The 16,783-nt window shown below is 68.2% G+C and carries 28 protein-coding genes and 1 tRNA gene; 21 read left to right on the top strand and 8 right to left on the bottom strand.

Going from position 1 to position 16,783, the window contains the following annotated elements:
- Positions 1-35 precede the first annotated feature (35 nt).
- The 21 genes from H4F98_RS07355 (at position 36) to H4F98_RS07260 (ending at position 10,820) form a co-directional block, all read left to right on the top strand.
- Entirely contained in the window at positions 36-245 is a 210-nt protein-coding gene (locus tag H4F98_RS07355) for a hypothetical protein (RefSeq protein ID WP_182686307.1), read from the top strand.
- Positions 246-250: 5 nt separating this feature from the next.
- Complete coding sequence (locus H4F98_RS07350; RefSeq protein WP_182686305.1) at positions 251-466, top strand: hypothetical protein; 216 nt, start codon at positions 251-253, stop codon at positions 464-466.
- An 85-nt stretch (positions 467-551) separates the two neighbouring features.
- Entirely contained in the window at positions 552-833 is a 282-nt protein-coding gene (locus H4F98_RS07345; protein WP_182686303.1) for a hypothetical protein, read from the top strand.
- A gap of 3 nt (positions 834-836) precedes the next feature.
- Positions 837-1,070 (top strand): hypothetical protein, encoded by a 234-nt coding sequence (locus H4F98_RS07340; protein ID WP_182686301.1) that lies wholly within the window; start codon positions 837-839, stop codon positions 1,068-1,070.
- A gap of 17 nt (positions 1,071-1,087) precedes the next feature.
- Positions 1,088-1,231: a hypothetical protein gene (locus H4F98_RS07335; protein ID WP_182686299.1), complete on the top strand. Its 144-nt coding sequence runs from the start codon at positions 1,088-1,090 to the stop codon at positions 1,229-1,231.
- 9 nt (positions 1,232-1,240) lie between these two features.
- Complete coding sequence (locus H4F98_RS07330) at positions 1,241-1,771, top strand: hypothetical protein (protein WP_182686298.1); 531 nt, start codon at positions 1,241-1,243, stop codon at positions 1,769-1,771.
- Between the two features lie 125 nt (positions 1,772-1,896).
- Positions 1,897-2,175 carry a KTSC domain-containing protein gene (locus H4F98_RS07325; RefSeq protein ID WP_182686296.1) on the top strand — a complete coding sequence of 93 codons (279 nt, stop codon included), beginning with the start codon at positions 1,897-1,899 and terminating at the stop codon, positions 2,173-2,175.
- A gap of 31 nt (positions 2,176-2,206) precedes the next feature.
- Positions 2,207-3,007: a recombinase RecT gene (locus tag H4F98_RS07320; RefSeq protein WP_182686295.1), complete on the top strand. Its 801-nt coding sequence runs from the start codon at positions 2,207-2,209 to the stop codon at positions 3,005-3,007.
- Positions 3,004-4,743 (top strand): lambda-exonuclease family protein, encoded by a 1,740-nt coding sequence (locus tag H4F98_RS07315; RefSeq protein WP_182686293.1) that lies wholly within the window; start codon positions 3,004-3,006, stop codon positions 4,741-4,743. Before H4F98_RS07320 ends, H4F98_RS07315 begins: the two co-directional genes overlap by 4 nt.
- A complete protein-coding gene (locus H4F98_RS07310; protein ID WP_182686291.1) occupies positions 4,740-5,003 on the top strand; it encodes a hypothetical protein in 264 nt (87 codons plus the stop codon). Before H4F98_RS07315 ends, H4F98_RS07310 begins: the two co-directional genes overlap by 4 nt.
- On the top strand, positions 5,000-5,164 hold the full coding sequence (locus tag H4F98_RS07305; protein ID WP_182686289.1) for a hypothetical protein: 165 nt from the start codon (positions 5,000-5,002) through the stop codon (positions 5,162-5,164). Before H4F98_RS07310 ends, H4F98_RS07305 begins: the two co-directional genes overlap by 4 nt.
- Entirely contained in the window at positions 5,161-5,370 is a 210-nt protein-coding gene (locus tag H4F98_RS07300) for a hypothetical protein (protein WP_182686287.1), read from the top strand. The genes H4F98_RS07305 and H4F98_RS07300 overlap by 4 nt, the downstream gene beginning before the upstream one ends.
- Positions 5,370-7,016, top strand: a complete 1,647-nt coding sequence (locus H4F98_RS07295) for a DNA cytosine methyltransferase (protein ID WP_182686286.1) — start codon at positions 5,370-5,372, stop codon at positions 7,014-7,016. The genes H4F98_RS07300 and H4F98_RS07295 overlap by 1 nt, the downstream gene beginning before the upstream one ends.
- Entirely contained in the window at positions 7,013-7,171 is a 159-nt protein-coding gene (locus tag H4F98_RS16700; RefSeq protein WP_220479122.1) for a hypothetical protein, read from the top strand. The genes H4F98_RS07295 and H4F98_RS16700 overlap by 4 nt, the downstream gene beginning before the upstream one ends.
- The gene (locus H4F98_RS07290; RefSeq protein WP_182686284.1) at positions 7,168-7,356 is read left to right on the top strand and encodes a hypothetical protein; all 189 of its coding nucleotides are present in this window, start codon (positions 7,168-7,170) and stop codon (positions 7,354-7,356) included. The genes H4F98_RS16700 and H4F98_RS07290 overlap by 4 nt, the downstream gene beginning before the upstream one ends.
- Before the next feature lie 36 nt (positions 7,357-7,392).
- Entirely contained in the window at positions 7,393-7,911 is a 519-nt protein-coding gene (locus H4F98_RS07285) for a hypothetical protein (protein ID WP_182686282.1), read from the top strand.
- On the top strand, positions 7,908-8,510 hold the full coding sequence (locus tag H4F98_RS07280) for a cupin domain-containing protein (protein ID WP_182686280.1): 603 nt from the start codon (positions 7,908-7,910) through the stop codon (positions 8,508-8,510). Before H4F98_RS07285 ends, H4F98_RS07280 begins: the two co-directional genes overlap by 4 nt.
- Positions 8,510-8,797 (top strand): hypothetical protein, encoded by a 288-nt coding sequence (locus tag H4F98_RS07275; protein WP_182686278.1) that lies wholly within the window; start codon positions 8,510-8,512, stop codon positions 8,795-8,797. Before H4F98_RS07280 ends, H4F98_RS07275 begins: the two co-directional genes overlap by 1 nt.
- The gene (locus tag H4F98_RS07270) at positions 8,797-9,519 is read left to right on the top strand and encodes a Lar family restriction alleviation protein (protein ID WP_182686276.1); all 723 of its coding nucleotides are present in this window, start codon (positions 8,797-8,799) and stop codon (positions 9,517-9,519) included. The genes H4F98_RS07275 and H4F98_RS07270 overlap by 1 nt, the downstream gene beginning before the upstream one ends.
- A complete protein-coding gene (locus H4F98_RS07265; protein WP_182686275.1) occupies positions 9,519-9,716 on the top strand; it encodes a MerR family transcriptional regulator in 198 nt (65 codons plus the stop codon). Before H4F98_RS07270 ends, H4F98_RS07265 begins: the two co-directional genes overlap by 1 nt.
- Before the next feature lie 6 nt (positions 9,717-9,722).
- On the top strand, positions 9,723-10,820 hold the full coding sequence (locus H4F98_RS07260) for a tyrosine-type recombinase/integrase (protein ID WP_182686273.1): 1,098 nt from the start codon (positions 9,723-9,725) through the stop codon (positions 10,818-10,820).
- 83 nt (positions 10,821-10,903) lie between these two features.
- Here the strand turns inward: H4F98_RS07260 and H4F98_RS07255 are convergent.
- The 8 genes from H4F98_RS07255 to infC all read right to left on the bottom strand — a co-directional run bounded on the left by H4F98_RS07255 (position 10,904) and on the right by infC (position 16,777).
- A tRNA-Pro gene (locus tag H4F98_RS07255) sits at positions 10,904-10,980 on the bottom strand.
- 126 nt (positions 10,981-11,106) lie between these two features.
- A complete protein-coding gene (locus tag H4F98_RS07250; RefSeq protein ID WP_182686271.1) occupies positions 11,107-11,463 on the bottom strand; it encodes a MerR family transcriptional regulator in 357 nt (118 codons plus the stop codon).
- Complete coding sequence (locus tag H4F98_RS07245) at positions 11,444-11,743, bottom strand: integration host factor subunit alpha (RefSeq protein ID WP_115858637.1); 300 nt, start codon at positions 11,741-11,743, stop codon at positions 11,444-11,446. Before H4F98_RS07245 ends, H4F98_RS07250 begins: the two co-directional genes overlap by 20 nt.
- Positions 11,744-11,763: 20 nt before the next feature.
- A complete protein-coding gene (gene pheT, locus H4F98_RS07240) occupies positions 11,764-14,151 on the bottom strand; it encodes a phenylalanine--tRNA ligase subunit beta (RefSeq protein WP_182686269.1) in 2,388 nt (795 codons plus the stop codon).
- 121 nt (positions 14,152-14,272) lie between these two features.
- Positions 14,273-15,283, bottom strand: a complete 1,011-nt coding sequence (gene pheS / locus H4F98_RS07235; RefSeq protein WP_182686267.1) for a phenylalanine--tRNA ligase subunit alpha — start codon at positions 15,281-15,283, stop codon at positions 14,273-14,275.
- Positions 15,284-15,396: 113 nt separating this feature from the next.
- Positions 15,397-15,756 carry a 50S ribosomal protein L20 gene (gene rplT / locus H4F98_RS07230; protein WP_141516857.1) on the bottom strand — a complete coding sequence of 120 codons (360 nt, stop codon included), beginning with the start codon at positions 15,754-15,756 and terminating at the stop codon, positions 15,397-15,399.
- Positions 15,757-15,769: 13 nt separating this feature from the next.
- Positions 15,770-15,967, bottom strand: a complete 198-nt coding sequence (rpmI, locus tag H4F98_RS07225) for a 50S ribosomal protein L35 (protein WP_024889803.1) — start codon at positions 15,965-15,967, stop codon at positions 15,770-15,772.
- 270 nt (positions 15,968-16,237) lie between these two features.
- On the bottom strand, positions 16,238-16,777 hold the full coding sequence (gene infC / locus H4F98_RS07220) for a translation initiation factor IF-3 (RefSeq protein ID WP_170218456.1): 540 nt from the start codon (positions 16,775-16,777) through the stop codon (positions 16,238-16,240).
- Positions 16,778-16,783: the final 6 nt, after the last annotated feature.

Genomic DNA, 16,783 nt, shown 5'->3' with positions numbered 1-16,783 from the left:
CGCCCCACTTCGGGGCCCCCGACAGGGAGATGGGCATGCGACACGCCACCGAAGTCCTTCCGCCGCTTGAGCCGGAGTTTCTGAACGCCGACCAGCGCGACGAGATCCACGCCGCCATCCTGGTCAACAACCGTGGCCTGACGATCGAAGAGGCGACTGCCGAGCTGAACCTGCGCGCCGAGCTGGCGAGCGCTGCTCAGGCCGACGCGGAACTGGGCCAGGTCCTCAAGGGGCTCGACTCGTGAGCGCCGTGGCCACCCTCCCCCGCGTCGCCGAGGACGCCGCCACCCTGCTGCGCGAGGCGCGCATCGCCTTCCGTCGCGACCAGGTGGAGACGGCCAACATCGCCCGGCTTGCGCGCTACGACCGCAAGACCCCAGCGATGAAGCACGACCTGCAGATGGCCTACGAGCGTCGGGAGAAGGCGCGGGCGACGATGCAGCGCGTGCTCGGGGGTGCGGCATGACCAGCACCAGCCAATGGCATGCCCGCCGCGGCTTCTGGATCGCGCTCGGCGCCAGCCTGGCCCTGATCGCCGCGAGGTGCCTCTCATGAGCAGCCTCGTCCACATAGGCTGCGACGAGCCCCGCCACCTGTCCTTCAACGCCGAGCTCGAGTTCGGATCGATAGTGCTCTGGATCAAGGACGGCGGCGCCACGGTGTCCGTGACGATGTCTCGCGCCGACGTCGGCCGCCTCCAGGCGGCGCTGAACGCCGCGGTCGACCCGCGAAACGCGCCAGGCGCCCTTCCCTCCCCCCGAATCAGCGACATCGCGTGCCCTGCGGCGCCGGTGCCGTACGCGTGCCCAGTCAATCAATCGAACGAGGAGTAGGACATGAGCAACGTGATTCCCATCGGTTCCGACCCGCGCTTCCTCAACGCCGCGCGAGGCGCGCTGTCCGAGCGCGCGAAGGCGGTTGGCGCCAACGCCGCGACCCTCAGGGCTGCGCACGCCGAGGCCAGGCGGCTGATGGCCGGTGGTTCGTCCGTCGGCGCCGCGGTGGCCATGGCGAAGCGGGTGTTTCGCCAGCCCATCGTATCGAGCGATTACCCGAGGCCGGCCGCGTGAACCGCTTCCGCGATCCCGTGGCGCGTGACCGAGCGTGGGCCCGCTTCTACGCCAGCCGCGGCCTGCGCCCGGTCACGAAGGACCTGCGCCAGCAACCCAACCCCGTGCGCCTGGCTGCCTATGCGGTACGCCGCGCGCTCTCCACCTGCGTCAAGCACTGAGGACCACCCATGCTCACCCTGGACAAGCACGACGCCACGTTCGTCAACCTCAACACCCGCATCGAGCGGCACGGCGACGAGCGCGAGCTCGCGGCCGACATCAAGCTGAGCCTGCGGGCGCAGAACACGATCCTCGACCAGCTCGAGCCCGGGCTGAGGAAGGACATCTTCCGCAAGCCGTCGCGCGGTGAACAGCCGGATATCCCCGAGATCGGCGGCGACCAGCTCGTCGCGGTGAAGCACCCGTCCATCGAGCCGCTGCGCTTGTCGCACGAGTTCGAAGGCTACGAGATCGAGATCGCCGGCCTGATGGACCACGTCGAGCCGCTGTTGCTGGTCGACGTGAAGCTCAAGAAGTTCGTCGTCGCGCCGCTGGAAGGCGGGAGCGTCGAACTGACGTTCACGGCCTCGACGAACGTCGGCCAGGACGAAGTCAGCGAGCTGTGCGAAGCGTTCGTCCGCGAGGACGTGCGCCTCACCGTCACTCCCCCCAAGCGCCAGGCCCAGGGTGATCCCGAAGACTCCCGCGAAGCCGCCTGACGCGCGTACCCGGGCGCCCCCTCGCCCGGCAAAGCCGCTGCCCTCGCTGGAGTCGAAAGACGATCAGCCCGGCGCAGCCCCGGAGGGCTACCGGGACCTTTTCCGCCGCCGCCGAGACCATCGCCATGAACCGCATTGCCCTGAACGACGTCGATTCCAGCCAGATCGCTGCCATCGGCCACGACCCCGAAACCAACACGCTCGCCATCCGCTTCAAGACCTGGAAGGGCGAGCCGAGCAGCCTCTACCACTACGCGAACTTCACCGCGGACGACTTCGCCGCCTTCCAGGAGGCCGAGTCCAAGGGCCGCCACTTCGGCGCCCACATCAAGCCGTTCCCGGAGAAGTACCCCTACACGCGCGTCGAGGCCAAGCCCTCCGCGCCCATCGCCGACGCCGCCTGAGCGCGTCCCTGCATAGATTCGAAGGAGCACCATGAACGCCATTGCCACTCTTCCGGTACAAGCGCCGGTATCCACCGGGTCGCGCATGAACGCGCTGGTCCCGAACTCCATCGCCGATGCGCTGCAGCTGGCTGACGTGATGGCCAAGGCAAGCCTGATCCCGGCGCATTTGCAGGGAAAGCCAGGCGACTGCCTGCTGATCGTGATGCAGGCGCAGCGCTGGGGTATGGACGCGGCCAGCGTCGCCCAGGCCACGTCTGTGGTCCACGGGAAGCTCTGCTACGAGGGCAAGCTCGTCGCCGCCGCGCTGTATGCCATGGGCGCTGTCGAGGGCAGGTTGAAGTACGAGTTCAGCGGAACTGGCGATAACCGAGCCGTCAAGGTCACCGGTCGTCCGCGAGGCGCTGGCGTCGACCAGACAGTCGAGGGCACCGTCGCTAACTGGAAGACCGGCAACGAGCAGTGGAAGAAGCAGCCCGACGACATGCTGGTCTACCGTGGCACGCGACAGTGGGCACGACGATACGCCCCTGAGGCGCTGCTGGGCGTCTACACACCCGATGAGCTCGAGGACGCGCCCCCGGCCCAGCAACAGGACCGCGTCGTCGCGAAAGTGGTCAACACCGAGCTGCCGCTCTACTCCGAGTCCGATTTCGAAAAAAACCTCCCGACCTGGTGGGGAATCATCGAGAGCGGCAAGCGCACCGCCGACGAGCTGATCTCAGTGCTGCAGACGAAGTCACGCTTCACCGAGAAGCAGCTCCACGAGATCCGGAACCCGCCGAAGGATGAAGAATTCACCGCGGACGGTGGCGAGGAGGACGAGGCATGAAGATCGTCCAGCTCACCCAGGGCACCCCCGAATGGCATGCTCATCGCGCCCAGCATTACAACGCCAGCGATGCGCCGGCGATGCTCGGCTGCAGCCCGTACAAGTCGCGCCAGGACCTCCTCCGGGAAGTCGCCACTGGGATCGTCCCCGAGGTCGACGCGGCGACGCAGAAGCGATTCGACGATGGCCACCGCTTCGAGGCATGGGCACGAACGCTCGCCGAAGAGATCATCGGTGAAGAGCTGTTTCCGTGCGTGGGCGTCGCCGACGGCGGCATCTACTCGGCGAGCTTCGACGGCCTGACCCTGCTCGAGGACACGGCGTGGGAACACAAGTCGCTCAACAACGAGCTGCGCGCCGCCATGGTCGACGGCTGCACGGGGGCCGACCTGCCGAAGCTCTATCGGGTCCAGATGGAGCAGCAGGCCCTTGTGTCCGGTGCCGAGCGCGTGCTCTTCATGGCATCGAAGTGGGACGCCGCCGGCGACCTGATCGAGGAGCGGCATTGCTGGTACACCCCAGACCCGGAACTGCGCGCCGAGATCATCGCGGGCTGGGAGCAGTTCGACCTGGACGTCGACAGCTATCAGACCGAGCCCGCGGCGGCGCCCGAGGCCGTCGGCCGCGCCCCCGACCAGCTCCCTGCCCTGCACATCGAGGTCACCGGCATGGTGACCGCGTCGAACCTCCACCAGTGGAAGGATGCCGCCATCGCGGTGTTCCAGGGCATCAGCACCGACCTCACCACGGACCAGGACTTCGCCGACGCGGAGAAGACCGTGAAGTGGTGCGGCGAGATCGAGGACCAGCTGAAGGCCGCGAAGCAGCATGCCCTGGGCCAGACCGCCAGCATCGACGAGCTGTTCCGCACGATCGACGCCATCAGCGCGGAGGCGCGCGCCAAGCGCCTGGAGCTCGACAAGCTGGTGAAGTCCCGGAAGGAGGCCGTGCGGACCGAGATCCTCACCGCAGGCCGCGAGGCGGTCCGCGCGCACGTGGACCAGATCAACAGCTCGCTCGGTCAGCACGCCATCCCGCTGCCGGCGACGCTGACCGCCGACCTCGCCGCCGCCATCAAGGGCAAGAAGTCGTTCACCAGCATGCGCGACGCCGTCGACGCGACGGTGGCCAATGCGAAGATCGCCTCCAGCCAGACCGCCGAGCGCGTGCGCGCCAACGTGGCGATCCTCGCCAAGCACGATGACCACGCCAGCCTGTTCGCGGACCGGATCCTGCTGTGCGCCAGCAAGTCGCCCGAGGACCTCGGCAACCTGGTCGCCGCGCGCATCGCCGACTTCGAGGCCCGGGAGGCCAAGCGCCTCGAGGAAGAGCGCGAGCGCATCCGAAAGGAAGAGGCCGAGCGGCTGGAGCGCGAGCAGCTCGAAGCGGCGCAGGCGCGCGAGGCCGAGAAGGCCCCCCCCACCCCCCCAGCGGACGCGGAGGCCAGCGCAGCGGCCGAGCCTGTTGCCACGGCACGAAGCACCGTGGCGTCCGTTGCGAGTGCCGGCGCTGCGCCCACGCCGGCAGGGGCTCGCATCAAGCTCGGTGATTTGAACGAGCTGATCGCGCCGATATCGATCACCGCCCAAGGCCTGGCGTCCATCGGCTTCAAGCCGGTTGGCAGCGAGCGTGCGGCGAAGCTCTATGCGCTGGCCGACCTGCCCGCCATCTGCACGAAGTTGGGGCAGATCGTCGAGGCGGCGCCGGCCCGCGCCGCGCAGAAGAAGGCCGCATGAGCACCCTGGTCTACGCCCCGACCGGCTGGGGATGGTTCCCCGGCTCGGTCATGGGCGGCGTATCCGCCGAGGACCTACCGGACATGCCGCTGCTGGCGCGCATCTCCGACCCGCAGCGCCGGAACGCGGCGCTGGTCGACATGCTCAAGGATCGCCCCGCACTGCTCGCGATCCTCCGGCCGCGCGACCTAGTTCGCAAATACGGCCTGGCGCAAGCCACGGCCTCCATGCTGCTCACGAAGGCGAGGAACCATCCATGAGCGACATCCACCCGCAGGACAAGCTGGACGCCTTGGACTGGGCGCTGCAGCAGCTCCGGTTCCGCGCGCCGCAGGGCGGCTACCAGAGCCAGCTCGACCGGAACCGACTCCACACGCTCGAGCAGCTGCGCGACGAGGCACAGCGGAAGGCACGCGGATGAAGGCCTGCAGCACCTGCACCCGCTGGAAGTCCGCCGCCGAGTTCTACCCGGACCGGCGCCCCGGGCGCAGCCGCGACGGCCTGCACCACGCCTGCATCGCCTGTGAGCGCGAGGCCGCGGCCGAGCGCGCGCGCCGGCGCTACGTCCCCACCCACACCATGCGCCAGGCCCGCGACCGCGCCGGGCGCTTCGCGAGGGCTGCCTGATGGCTGACGGATCCCGCTCCTTCAACTTCCCCGCCCCGCAGCTGTCCGCGCTCAGGCCCGGCGAGATCGTCGTCGACCTGTTCGCTGGCGGCGGCGGTGCCTCCGAGGCACTGAAACAGGCGCTCGGGGTCGATCCGGCGCTGGCCTACAACCACGACGCCTGGGCAATCGGCATGCACGCGGCGAACCACCCGCTGACCGACCACCATCGCGAGGACATCTGGCACGCGGACCCGCGGCGCGACGTCGCCGGCCGGCCCGTGGGCTGGTTCCATGCCTCGCCGGACTGCACGCACTTCAGCCAGGCCAAGGGCGGCCAGCCGCGCAACCGGAAGATCCGCGCGCTCACCTGGGTGGTGCTGAAGTGGGTCGGTCAGCTGCTGCGCGCGGACGCGCTCTACGGCACCAACACGGCGCCGCGGATCATCAGCCTCGAGAACGTCTGGCAGATCCTGACGTGGGGTCCGCTGGTGGCCAAGCGCGACAAGGCCACCGGCCGGGTGCTCAAGATGGACGGCACCGTCGCCGTGCCCGGTGAGCGCGTTCCCGTCGAGTGTCAGCAGCTGGTGCCGGACAAGGGCCACGCCGGCCGCACGTGGCGCCAGTTCATCGCCGCGCTTGAGGCCCTGGGCTACGTGGTCGAGTGGCGGAAGCTGGTCGCCAGCGACTACGGCGCCGGCACCTCCCGCGAGCGGCTGTTCCTGGTGGCGCGGCGCGACGGCGAGGCCATCGTCTGGCCTGAGCCCACCCACGGGACTGGTCCGGGTCTGCAAAAGCCGGCGACGGCGGCGGACAGCATCGACTTCGGCGACCTCGGCCGGAGCATCTTCGACCGCCCCCGGCCGCTAGCGGACGCGACTATGCGGCGCATCGCTAAGGGCCTCGTGCGCCACGTCCTGCAGGCCGATGAACCCTTCTTCCTGACCGAGTTCGCGAACGCGAGCAACGGCCGCACCTGGTCGGCGATGGAGCCCCTGCGGACGCAGTGCGCCGGGGTGAAGGGCGGGCACTTCGCGCTGGTCGCACCTGCGCTGGTGAAGTTCAAGGGGGACAGCACCGGCCACCCGGTCACCGACCCGGTCCCGACGATCACCGCGGGCGGTGACTGCAAGCGCCCCGCCGGCGCCGCGCACTCCCTCGCAGTGATGTCGGCTTTCCTGACGGCGATGGCACAGAACGTGGTGGGTAACGATTTGCGGGAACCGGTGCCAACGATCCTTGCAGGGGCGACGCGATTCGGCGTGGTGTCCGCAGATCTCGCACAACTTGATCCCGAGCAGGAAGCAGGCGCCCTCCGCGTCGCCGCCTTCCTGGTCAACTACTACGGGAACGGCCAGGCCCTCGACGTCCGCGACCCGCTCGACACCGTCACCACCCGCGACCGCATGGCGCTGGTCACGGTCATGGTGCACGGCACGCCCTACGTGATCGTCGACATCAAGCTGCGCATGCTCAAGCCGGCCGAGCTGTTCCGGGCCCAAGGCTTCCCGCGTGACTACGTCATTGACCGCACGGCCGATGGCCGCCCGATCTCCAACACCCACGCCGTGCGCATGGTCGGCAACAGTGTCAGCCCGCCGCCGCTGGCCGCGATCGCGCGCGCGAATCTGGACCCGGCCGAGATGCCGGAACGGCTCGCCGCATGACCCAGCTCTTCCCCAAGGCACCCCGCCGCATGAAACAGCCCCGCAAGGATCAGCTCCGCGAAGCCGTGGAAGCCCTGACCGACGAGAACATCCGGCTCCGCCTCTACCTCAACCTGCCCTGGTGGCGCCGCATCTTCACGAGGAAGCCGCAATGACGATCGACCAACTCAAGGCCGCGCACGCCGCCGGCTGCCGCATCCAGATCTGGCACCTGGTCCCGGGAGCTACTTCCTCCGCCGATGGGCAGTGGGACGACGCCGCGCCGAGGCCGGCCCCGACCTTCGCCTGCCCGCTGCACCTGTACCGCGTGCACCCGGAGGACGTGGGGTTGCTGGGGTAACCGACACCCACACCACACCCAGGAATCGGAGGGAGTATGAGCATCGAAGAACAGAAGGCCGCGCAGGCGGTGGACAGGTACTTTGCGGCGGACGCCAGCGAGGGGGATTTTGGAACCTTCGCGACGTTGGACGAGGCGCGCAGCGCTGCCGAGCGAATGCTCTTCGACGCAAGCGACTCCGCTGCTGACTACGGGTGGGAGAACGAACCGCCGCGCATCTACTACGGCGAGCTGATGGGGCATTGCCTCGAAGAATCGAGGATGCCCGCACCTGGTGACAGCGACTTCGAGTATTACGTCACGTTCGGACTCCACCCGATCACCAAGCCCGTCGACCCCACCCCCTACACGCACGAGGACGTGATGCGGCTGGTGGAGGCGGATATGGAATACGACGAAGCAAGGCGGTTGTGGGAGTTCACGACAGGCGTTGATCCTGATGATGTTTCCGACGAGGAATGGAAGTCTGCGTCCACTCGAATCGAGGAAGCAATCGCCAACCGGCATGCCGCACTCGCCGCCTTCACCCACCAGTCCCAAGGCGGTGCGCGATGAACGCGACAGAGCAGCGGGCGCGGGAGTTGCTGGCTGCGGAGTTTCAAAAAGACGGATATGTGGCGATTGCCGCAACCATCCGAAGTGGGCGGGGCGCATACAGACAGGCAATCCGCGCAATCATGGCAGCCCTGTCCGAGCCTGCCGGTTCGGGGGAGGCGGTGGCTTGGCGATCGATGAGCACTGCACCGAAGGACGGGACAATGATCCGTTTGCTGGTCGATTTCACCGACCATGCAACCGAGGATTCGCCTGAACCGTCACCGACCATCGGCGCCTGCACCGACGACAACACCGGCGAGAACGAAGGATGGAAGTTCGCTGGCTGGTGCTGGTCGCACGATCACTTCATCGAGGGCAAGGGCACCCCTGTCGGCTGGCTTCCGATGCTCGACGCCCACCCCGCGCCGGTTGTGGTCGATGAGGCGTGGCCTGTCGGCGTGCTGGCGCGAGACAAGACGCTGGCAACGCTGCGCTACTTCGCAGACTGGCGACGTGGCGGCGATGGTGACCAGCCTGATGCGCGAATGGTCGGGCTGGCACTGGACGCGGCACTGGCCGCCCTCACGCAGCCCAGCCAGCCCGGCGAGGAGGGGTGATGGACAAGCCAAACGAACACCCGCCAGTCGTGACTGTGGAAAAGCTGAAGGCGTTTCAGGAAACCTGCCGCCTGATGGAAGAAGTCAACGAGCGCAGATCAAAGCGTCAACAGGAACGCATCACCGAGCTAGAGGCCGAGGTGGCGCGGCTGCGGGAGGATGCGGAGCGGTATCGGTGGCTGAAAGACAAGGCCGATCTCGTGACGAAGTTCCTGCTTCTTGAGAGGCGCGAGGCTGACGAGTGGGACGAGGAAATCGACGCCGCCCGAGCAAAGGAGGGAGAGTGATGCCAGACTCAGCCATCAACGATCTGGCCGCGTGCCCGTTTTGCGACACGACGGAGCCGGAGATTTACCCGCTGAATCGAGAGCGCACGCTGTGGGTCGCCGACTGCGGCAACCCCGGATGCGTGACGAGAGTCGAGGACCGATACAGCAGCGAGGCCGAAGCCATCGCCGCATGGAACCGCCGATCCCCGCGCATCACCCGCGCCCTGGCGCTGCTCGCTGCGGTGGAGTCGGGGGAAATCGCAGGGACGTGGCGGCCGATTGAGACTGCGCCGAAGGATGGGGTTACTCCGATCCTTGTCCACGAGAGCGGCATCGGAGAGAGCTACATCGCGCTACGCCCAATCGACTGCCCCGATGACGCGGCGGCCACGATGTTCGGGCATAGCGCCTGCTACCCGACCCACTGGATGCCCCTCCCCTCGCCGCCAGGTACGGAGATGTGCTGGTGCGAGACATGCAGGCCGAACACGCCGACCAACATGCGCTTCATCATGTGCCCGAACTGCGGCAACAAGCGATGCCCGAAGGCGACCAATCACGTCAACGCCTGCACCGGAAGTAACGAGCCGGGCCAGCCGGGAAGCTCTTGGGAGAACTTCAAGCCGGTGGCGGAGGTGAAATGCCCGCATCGAACCCGATGCGATTGTCTCGGGGCGTGCAAGTACGGATTCGCAGGGGGCGGGGCCGCCCCCTCGCCGCCTGGAACGGGGGAAGGGTGATGAATCTCGTAGCAGTCCCCGTCTGGCTGGCGCGCCACTTCGATCCGGAGTCGGCGCCCTCCCACCTCAACGTCCTGCGTCTGCTGCGCGACGGGAAGCTGCCCGGTCGCAAGGTCGGGGGCACCTGGTACATCGACGAGACCGCCTGGCTCGCTGGCGACGACGACCTCGTGCAGCGCATTCTGGAAGCGGGGTAACCTCCGATGATGGGACGTGCCCGCTCGAGGCGCCGCATTGGCTGGCCGCCGAACCTCTACCCGAACCGCGACGGGTTCAAGTATCGGAACCCGGTGACGAAGCGGGAGACGTGGCTGGGCCGCGACAAGGCCCGCGCGTTCGCTGCGGCGAAGAAGGCGAACGCACTGCTGACGGCGCCGGACGACCTCGTCGCGCGCGTGGTCGGCGCCGGCAAGGTGGTGCGCGACGCGATCGAGGTGTTCCGCCGGGACGACATCCCGGGCCGCCGCTGGGCGCCGAAGACCGCCGCGGAGTACGAGATCACCATCAAGCGCATTGAGCGCGGCCTCGGCGATCGCGACCTCGAGTCCCTGGGCGTGAAGGACTGCGCCGAGTTCATCCGCGGCGAGACCGAGTCGACAAGAAGCCGGCAGGTGATTCGGCTGGTGCTGGGCTGGATTCTCGCCTGCGCCGTCGAAGAGGGCTGGATCGATTCGAACCCCGCGATGCAGACCCGCAAGTTCGGCCACCAGCGCAAGCGCGAGCGCCTGACCGCGGCCGACTATGCCGCCATCAGCCAGCAGGCGCCGCGGTGGCTCCAGGTGGCCATGGACCTGTCGCTGCTCACCCTGCTGCGGCGCGAGGACGTGGTGTCGCTTCGCTTCGCAGACGTGCGTGACGGCATGCTCCACGTGGTGCCGGCGAAGACGGAGGGCTCGACACGCGTGCGCTTGCGCATCGCCCTCAGCGACGAGGCGCTAGGCGTGTTGGCGCAGGCGCGCGACGACGTCGTGTCACCCTTCATCGTGCACCGACTGCCGGAGAAGGCCAGGCCCATGGGGCTGCGCGCCAAGGGCCGCGAGCACGCCACCCAGGTACTGCCCGAGCAGCTGTCGCGTGCATTCGCGAAGGCGCGGGACGCGGCCGAGGTGGGCGGCGACAACCCGCCGACCTTCCACGAGATCCGCAGCCTGGGCGGCGCGCTGCTGCAGGAAGCCGGCTGGTCAGTCGCGCAGGTGCAGGCGCTCATGGGACACGCCAGCGCGTCCATGACGGAGCACTACCTTGAGGGGCACGAGCCGCCCTGGCAGGACGTGACCACCGGCATCAAGCGGCCCGGATAGGGTGGGAATAGGGTGGGAATAGGGTGAAGGCGATTTCGGCCGCGTTGCGCGGCGCTTCAACCTATTGAACACGAAGGGGAAATTGGTCGGGGTGGCCGGATTCGAACCGACGACCACCTGTCCCCCAGACAGGTGCGCTACCAGGCTGCGCTACACCCCGAATGCTGCTTCGGCCGCCGACGCTTGGGTCGAGCGGGCGGCAAGTATAACCAGTGTCGGGACTTCCGGCCATGCCCGGAACGATCCCTTCGATGTTTTTTTGCGTGCCGGCGCGGCCGGCGTGGCGTCAGCGGCGCAGCAGCTGGAGGATTTCCTCCAGTTCCATCCGCACCTGCTTGATGATCTGGCCGCTCAGGGCGGACTCTTCCTTCGCCGAGTCCCCTTCCAGCCGCAGCCGGGCGCCGCCGATGGTGTAGCCCTGCTCGTAGAGCAGCGCGCGGATCTGGCGGACCATCAGCACCTCGTGGCGCTGGTAGTAGCGACGGTTGCCGCGGCGCTTGACGGGGTTGAGGCTCGGGAACTCGGTCTCCCAGTAACGCAGCACGTGCGGCTTCACGTCGCACAGCTCACTGACCTCACCGATGGTGAAGTAGCGCTTCGCCGGGATCGGCGGTAGCTCGCGATTACTGCCCGGATCCAGCATAGGCCTCCACACGCTCCTTGAGCTTCTGGCCCGGACGGAAGGTCACCACCGTGCGGGCCGAAATCGGAATTTCCTCGCCGGTCTTGGGGTTGCGTCCCGGCCGCTGGTTCTTGCGGCGCAGGTCGAAATTCCCGAAACCCGACAGCTTCACCTGGCGTCCCTGCTCGAGCGCTTCGCGCAGCGCGTCGAAGAATGCATCGACGAACTCCTTCGCCTCGCGCTTGTTGAGGCCGACCTCGTCGAACAGTCGCTCGGCCATTTCCGCCTTGGTCAATGCCATTTCTATCCCCTGCCTCAGCCTCAGCCGCGGATGACCGCGCCGTGCTCGCGCTGGAGCGAAGCCGTCACTGCGGCCACGATCCCGTCCACGTCACGGTCTGTGAGAGTGCGGGATTCATCCTGCAGAATCAAGCCCATAGCGAGACTCTTGAATCCTGATTCCACCCCCTTGCCCTGGTACTGGTCGAACAGCACCAGATCCCGCAGCACCGGGCCCGCGGCGGCTTCCACGCAGGCCGAAACCGTCGCCCATGCCAGGCCTTCGGCGACGACGAACGCAAGGTCCCGGCGGACGGACGGATACTTGGAGATGCGCCCGGCGCGCGGGATCGCCCGTTCAGCCAAGGGCACGAGGTCGATCTCGAAGGCCACTACCGGCACGTCCAGCTCGAGGAGTTCGCGCAGGCGGGGGTGCAGCTCGCCCAGCCAACCGATCCGCACGCCGTCGCGCAGGACGTCCGCGCAACGGCCCGGATGGGCCCAGGCCGGCTGAGCGGCGACGAAGGACAGGCGCGCGCCCGCCAATGCCGCCAGGCTCTCCAGGTCGCCCTTGAGGTCGTGGAAGCCGACCGGCCGCTCCGGCTGGCCCCACTGCTCGGCGCCGGCGCTGCCGCATACGGCGGCCGCCACGCGCAGGGTCTCGCGGGCACCGCCCGCCGGGTTGGCGGCGAACACGTTGCCGACCTCGAACAGGCGCACGCGCGACTGCTGGCGCGCGGCATTGCGCCCCAGCGCGGCGACCAGGCCGGGGACCAGCGCGGTGCGCATCACGCCCAGTTCGGCGCTCAGCGGATTGGCCAGAGGCACGGCGCCCGCGTCCATCGACCAGGCCTCGAGCAGCTCGCGGTCGACGAAGGCGTAGTTGATCGCCTCCAGCGCGTCGCGGGAGACCAGGTGGCGGCGCAGCGTGGGCAGGTCCACACGGCCCTCGCCCGGTGCCGCCAGGCGCGACGCGCCAGCGGGCAGCGTCGTCGGCACGGCGTCGTAGCCGTGGATGCGGACGACCTCCTCGATCAGGTCTTCCTCGATGGCGATGTCGAAGCGCCGGGTCGGCGCGACCACGCGCCAACCGGTGTCGACCGTGTCCACCGCCAGGCCGAGCGCGCGCAGGATGCGCTCGACCTCGTCGTCGGGCACGCGCACGCCGAGCACGCGGGCCAGGCGCTCGCGGCGCAGGACGATGGCCCCGGGCCGGGCGATGTCGCCCTCGCGCGCCACCTCGACCACCGGGCCGGGCGCGCCGCCGGCGATGTCCAGGATCAGGCGGGTGGCGTACTCCACCGCGATCCGCGGCAGCTCGGGGTCGACGCCGCGCTCGAAGCGGTGGCCGGCGTCGGTGTGCAGGCCCAGGCGCCGGCTGCGGCCGATGATGGCCGAGGGCACCCAGTGCGCGGCTTCCAGGAAGACCCGGCGCGTGGTGTCGGTGACGCGGGTGTCGTGGCCGCCCATGATGCCGCCCAGGGCAACTGCGCGGGCGCCCTCGCCGCCCTGGCTGTCGGCGACCACCAGGAAGTCGCCGTCCAGGTCCACCGTGCGCCCATCGAGCAGCTTGAGCGCTTCGCCCGCGTTCGCATGGCGGACCACGACCGGCTCGACCAGGCGGTCGCGGTCGAAGGCATGCATCGGCTGGCCCAGCTCCAGCATCACGTACTGGGTGACATCGACCAGGAAGCTGATCGGCCGCACGCCGCTGCGACGCAGGCGCTCGGCCATCCACAGCGGCGTGTCGACGCCGGCGTCGACGTCGTCGATCGCACGCCCGACGAAGCGCGGCACCTTCTCGCCGGCCTCCAGGCGCACCTGGGGCGCGATCGCGCTGGCCGCCGGCACCGGCGCGGCCTCGAGCGGTTCGACCTGGCCGCCGAGGGCGGCGGCGACGTCGTAGGCGATCCCGCGCACGCTGAAGCAGTCGGCGCGGTTGGGGGTCAGCTTGATCTCGATGCTGGCGTCGGGCAGGCCCAGGCACTCGGCGATCGGCTGGCCGACCCGCGCGTCGGCCGGCAGCTCGAGCAGGCCGGAGGCATCGACGTCGGTACCCAGCTCCTTGGCCGAGCACAGCATGCCCATCGACTCCACCCCACGCAGCCGGGCCGGCTTGATCGCCATGCCGCCGGGCAGCACCGCGCCGACCTTCGCCAGCGGCGCCTTCAGGCCGGGCCGCGCATTCGGCGCGCCGCACACGATCTGCACCCGACCGTCCCCGGTGTCGACCTGGCAGACCTGCAGGCGATCGGCCTCGGGATGCTTCTCGGCGCTGACGATGCAGGCCACCACCACGCCGTCGAGCGAATCGCCCATCGACGCCACGTCCTCGACCTCCAGGCCGATCGCGGTCAGGGTGGCCACCAGCCTGTCGTGGTCGGCGGAGGTGGGAACGTGCTGGCGCAGCCAGTTCTCGCTGAATTTCATGTATCGAAGCCGTTATGCGTGATTCGCGATGAGTGATTCGAGGGGCGCAACGGGGAGACGCGGACTGGCATTCAACTCGTGAAACCACGAATCACCAATCACCCATCACCCATCACGGCCGTCAAGCGAACTGCCTGAGGAAGCGGACGTCGTTTTCAAAGAACGCGCGCAGGTCGTCGACACCGTAGCGGGTCATCGCCAGGCGCTCCACGCCCATGCCGAAGGCATAGCCGGTGTACTTCTCCGGGTCGATGCCGACGTTGCGCAGCACGTTCGGGTGCACCATGCCGCAGCCGAGCACTTCCAGCCAGCGCGTCGTGCCGTCCGCCTGCTGCCAGGCGATGTCGAGCTCGGCGGAGGGTTCGGTGAAGGGGAAGTAGCTGGGGCGGAAGCGCATTTCGAAGTCGCGCTCGAAGAAGGCGCGGACGAACTCGGTCAGCGTGCCCTTGAGGTCGGCGAAGCTGGCGTGTTCGTCGACCAGCAGGCCCTCGCACTGGTGGAACATCGGCGTGTGGGTCTGGTCGCTGTCGCTGCGGTAGACCTTGCCCAGCGCGATCATGCGCAGCGGCGGCGAGTGCTCCTTCATGTAGCGCACCTGCACGCCGGAGGTGTGCGTGCGCAGCAGGCGCGGGGTGCCCGTGCCGTCGGGGGCCATGTAGAAGGTGTCGTGCATCGCCCGCGCGGGGTGGTGCGGGGGGAAGTTGAGCGCTTCGAAGTTGTGCCAGTCGTCCTCGATCTCGGGCCCGTCGGAGAGCTCGAAGCCCAGCCGGGCGAAGATCTCGGCCATGCGCTCGAGGGTGCGGCTGACCGGGTGCAGGCCGCCACGACCGGCATCGATGCCCGGCAGGGTGACGTCCAGGGTCTCGGTCGCCAGGCGCGCCTCCAGGGCGGCGGCGTCGAGTTCGGCCTTGCGCGCGGCCAGGGCGGTCGCCAGGCCATCGCGGGCCCGGTTGATCGCCTCGCCCGCGGCCTTGCGCTGGTCGGCCGGCAAGGCGCCCAGTTGCTTGAGCTGCGCGGTCACGCTGCCGGACTTGCCCAGCAGCCCCACGCGAAGGGCCTCGAGCGCGGCCGAAGTGTCGGCGGCGGCGATCTCGGCCAGCGCCCGGTCTGTCAGTGATTCGATTCCAGTCATCTATCCACCCGCGCCAAAAACGAACATGGGGAAGGACTTGCGCCCTTCCCCATGCGTGTACTGCATTGTCCGGCCGGGCGGCCGCGCGGTGCGCGGGCGCCCTTCGGTGACAATTACGCTGCGAGCGCGCCCTTCGCCTTCTCGGCCAGCGCGGCAAAACCCGCCGCGTCGTGCACGGCGATGTCCGCCAGCACCTTGCGGTCGAGGGTGATGCCGGCCTTGGACAGGCCGTTCATGAAGCGGCTGTAGCTCAGGCCGTTGATGCGGGCCGCGGCATTGATGCGGGTGATCCACAGCGAGCGGAAGTTGCGCTTCTTCTGCTTGCGGCCGATGTAGGCGTACTGCAGGGCCTTGGTGACGGCCTGCTTGGCAACGCGGAACACCTTGCGGCGCGCGTGGTAGTAGCCCTTGGCCTGCTTGAGGATCTTCTTGTGACGGCGTCGTGCAGTGACGCCACGCTTGACTCGTGCCATTTTTCAGTCCTCCTCAGAGATACGGCAGCATGCGGTCCAGACGGCCTGCGTCCTCGGCACGAACGTGGTTCGTCTGCCGGAGGTTGCGCTTCCGCTTGGTCGCCTTCTTGGTGAGGATGTGGCTACGGTTGGCGTGGCCAGCCTTGTACTTGCCGGAAGCGGTCTTGCGAAAACGCTTGGCCGCGCCCCGGTGGGTCTTGATCTTGGGCATAACGGGGTCCTTTCGGAATGTTTGTCACTGGCCTGGGCGGTGGCTGCGCCACGCTTTCCGTCCTGCCCTTGCCGGCTTGTAAGTCATTGATCCAAAACGAATCAGCGACAGGTCCTGAACGTCGTCACCCGGCGGCACGGAACCACCGGAAACAACAAACCCGGCGAACCGGGCCGCCTAGTATGACGGGTGCTCGCCGGGCTTGCAATGTTTTCCTTGCGAATCAGTGGCTTTGGCGGCGCCAGGCGGTTCAGCCAGGCGCCGGCCGGGCTACTGCTTCTTCTTGGGCGCGATCATCATCACCATCTGGCGGCCTTCCAGACGCGGGCGCGACTCGATGACGATGTCCTCGCCCAGGTCGGCCTCGATCCGGGCCGCCATTTCGCGTCCCAGCTCCTGATGGCTCATCTCGCGGCCACGGAAGCGGATGTTGACCTTGATCTTGTCGCCTTCCTCCAGGAAACCGCGCATCTTGCGCAGCTTGATCTGGTAGTCGCCCTCGTCGGTGACGGGACGGAACTTGACTTCCTTGATCTCGACCTGCTTCTGCTTCTTCTTGGCCGCGTTGGCCTTCTTCTGCAACTCGAACTTGTACTTGCCGAAGTCCATGATGCGGCAGACCGGCGGATCGGCGTTGGGCTGGATCTCCACGAGGTCCATGCCTTCGTCCTCGGCGCGGCCGAGGGCCTCGTCGCGCGTGAGCACGCCGATCATTTCGCCATCGCTACCGATCACGCGCACGCGGGGCACGCGGATCTCATGGTTTCTGCGGTTCGGTTTGTCGGGGGTACTGATTGTGCGATCTCCAATGAGGGT

Source organism: Marilutibacter spongiae, assembly GCF_014145325.1.
GTDB lineage: Bacteria > Pseudomonadota > Gammaproteobacteria > Xanthomonadales > Xanthomonadaceae > Marilutibacter > Marilutibacter spongiae.
The sequence above is the reverse complement of the archived record's forward strand: the minus strand, read 5'-3'. Positions and strand labels throughout refer to the sequence as shown.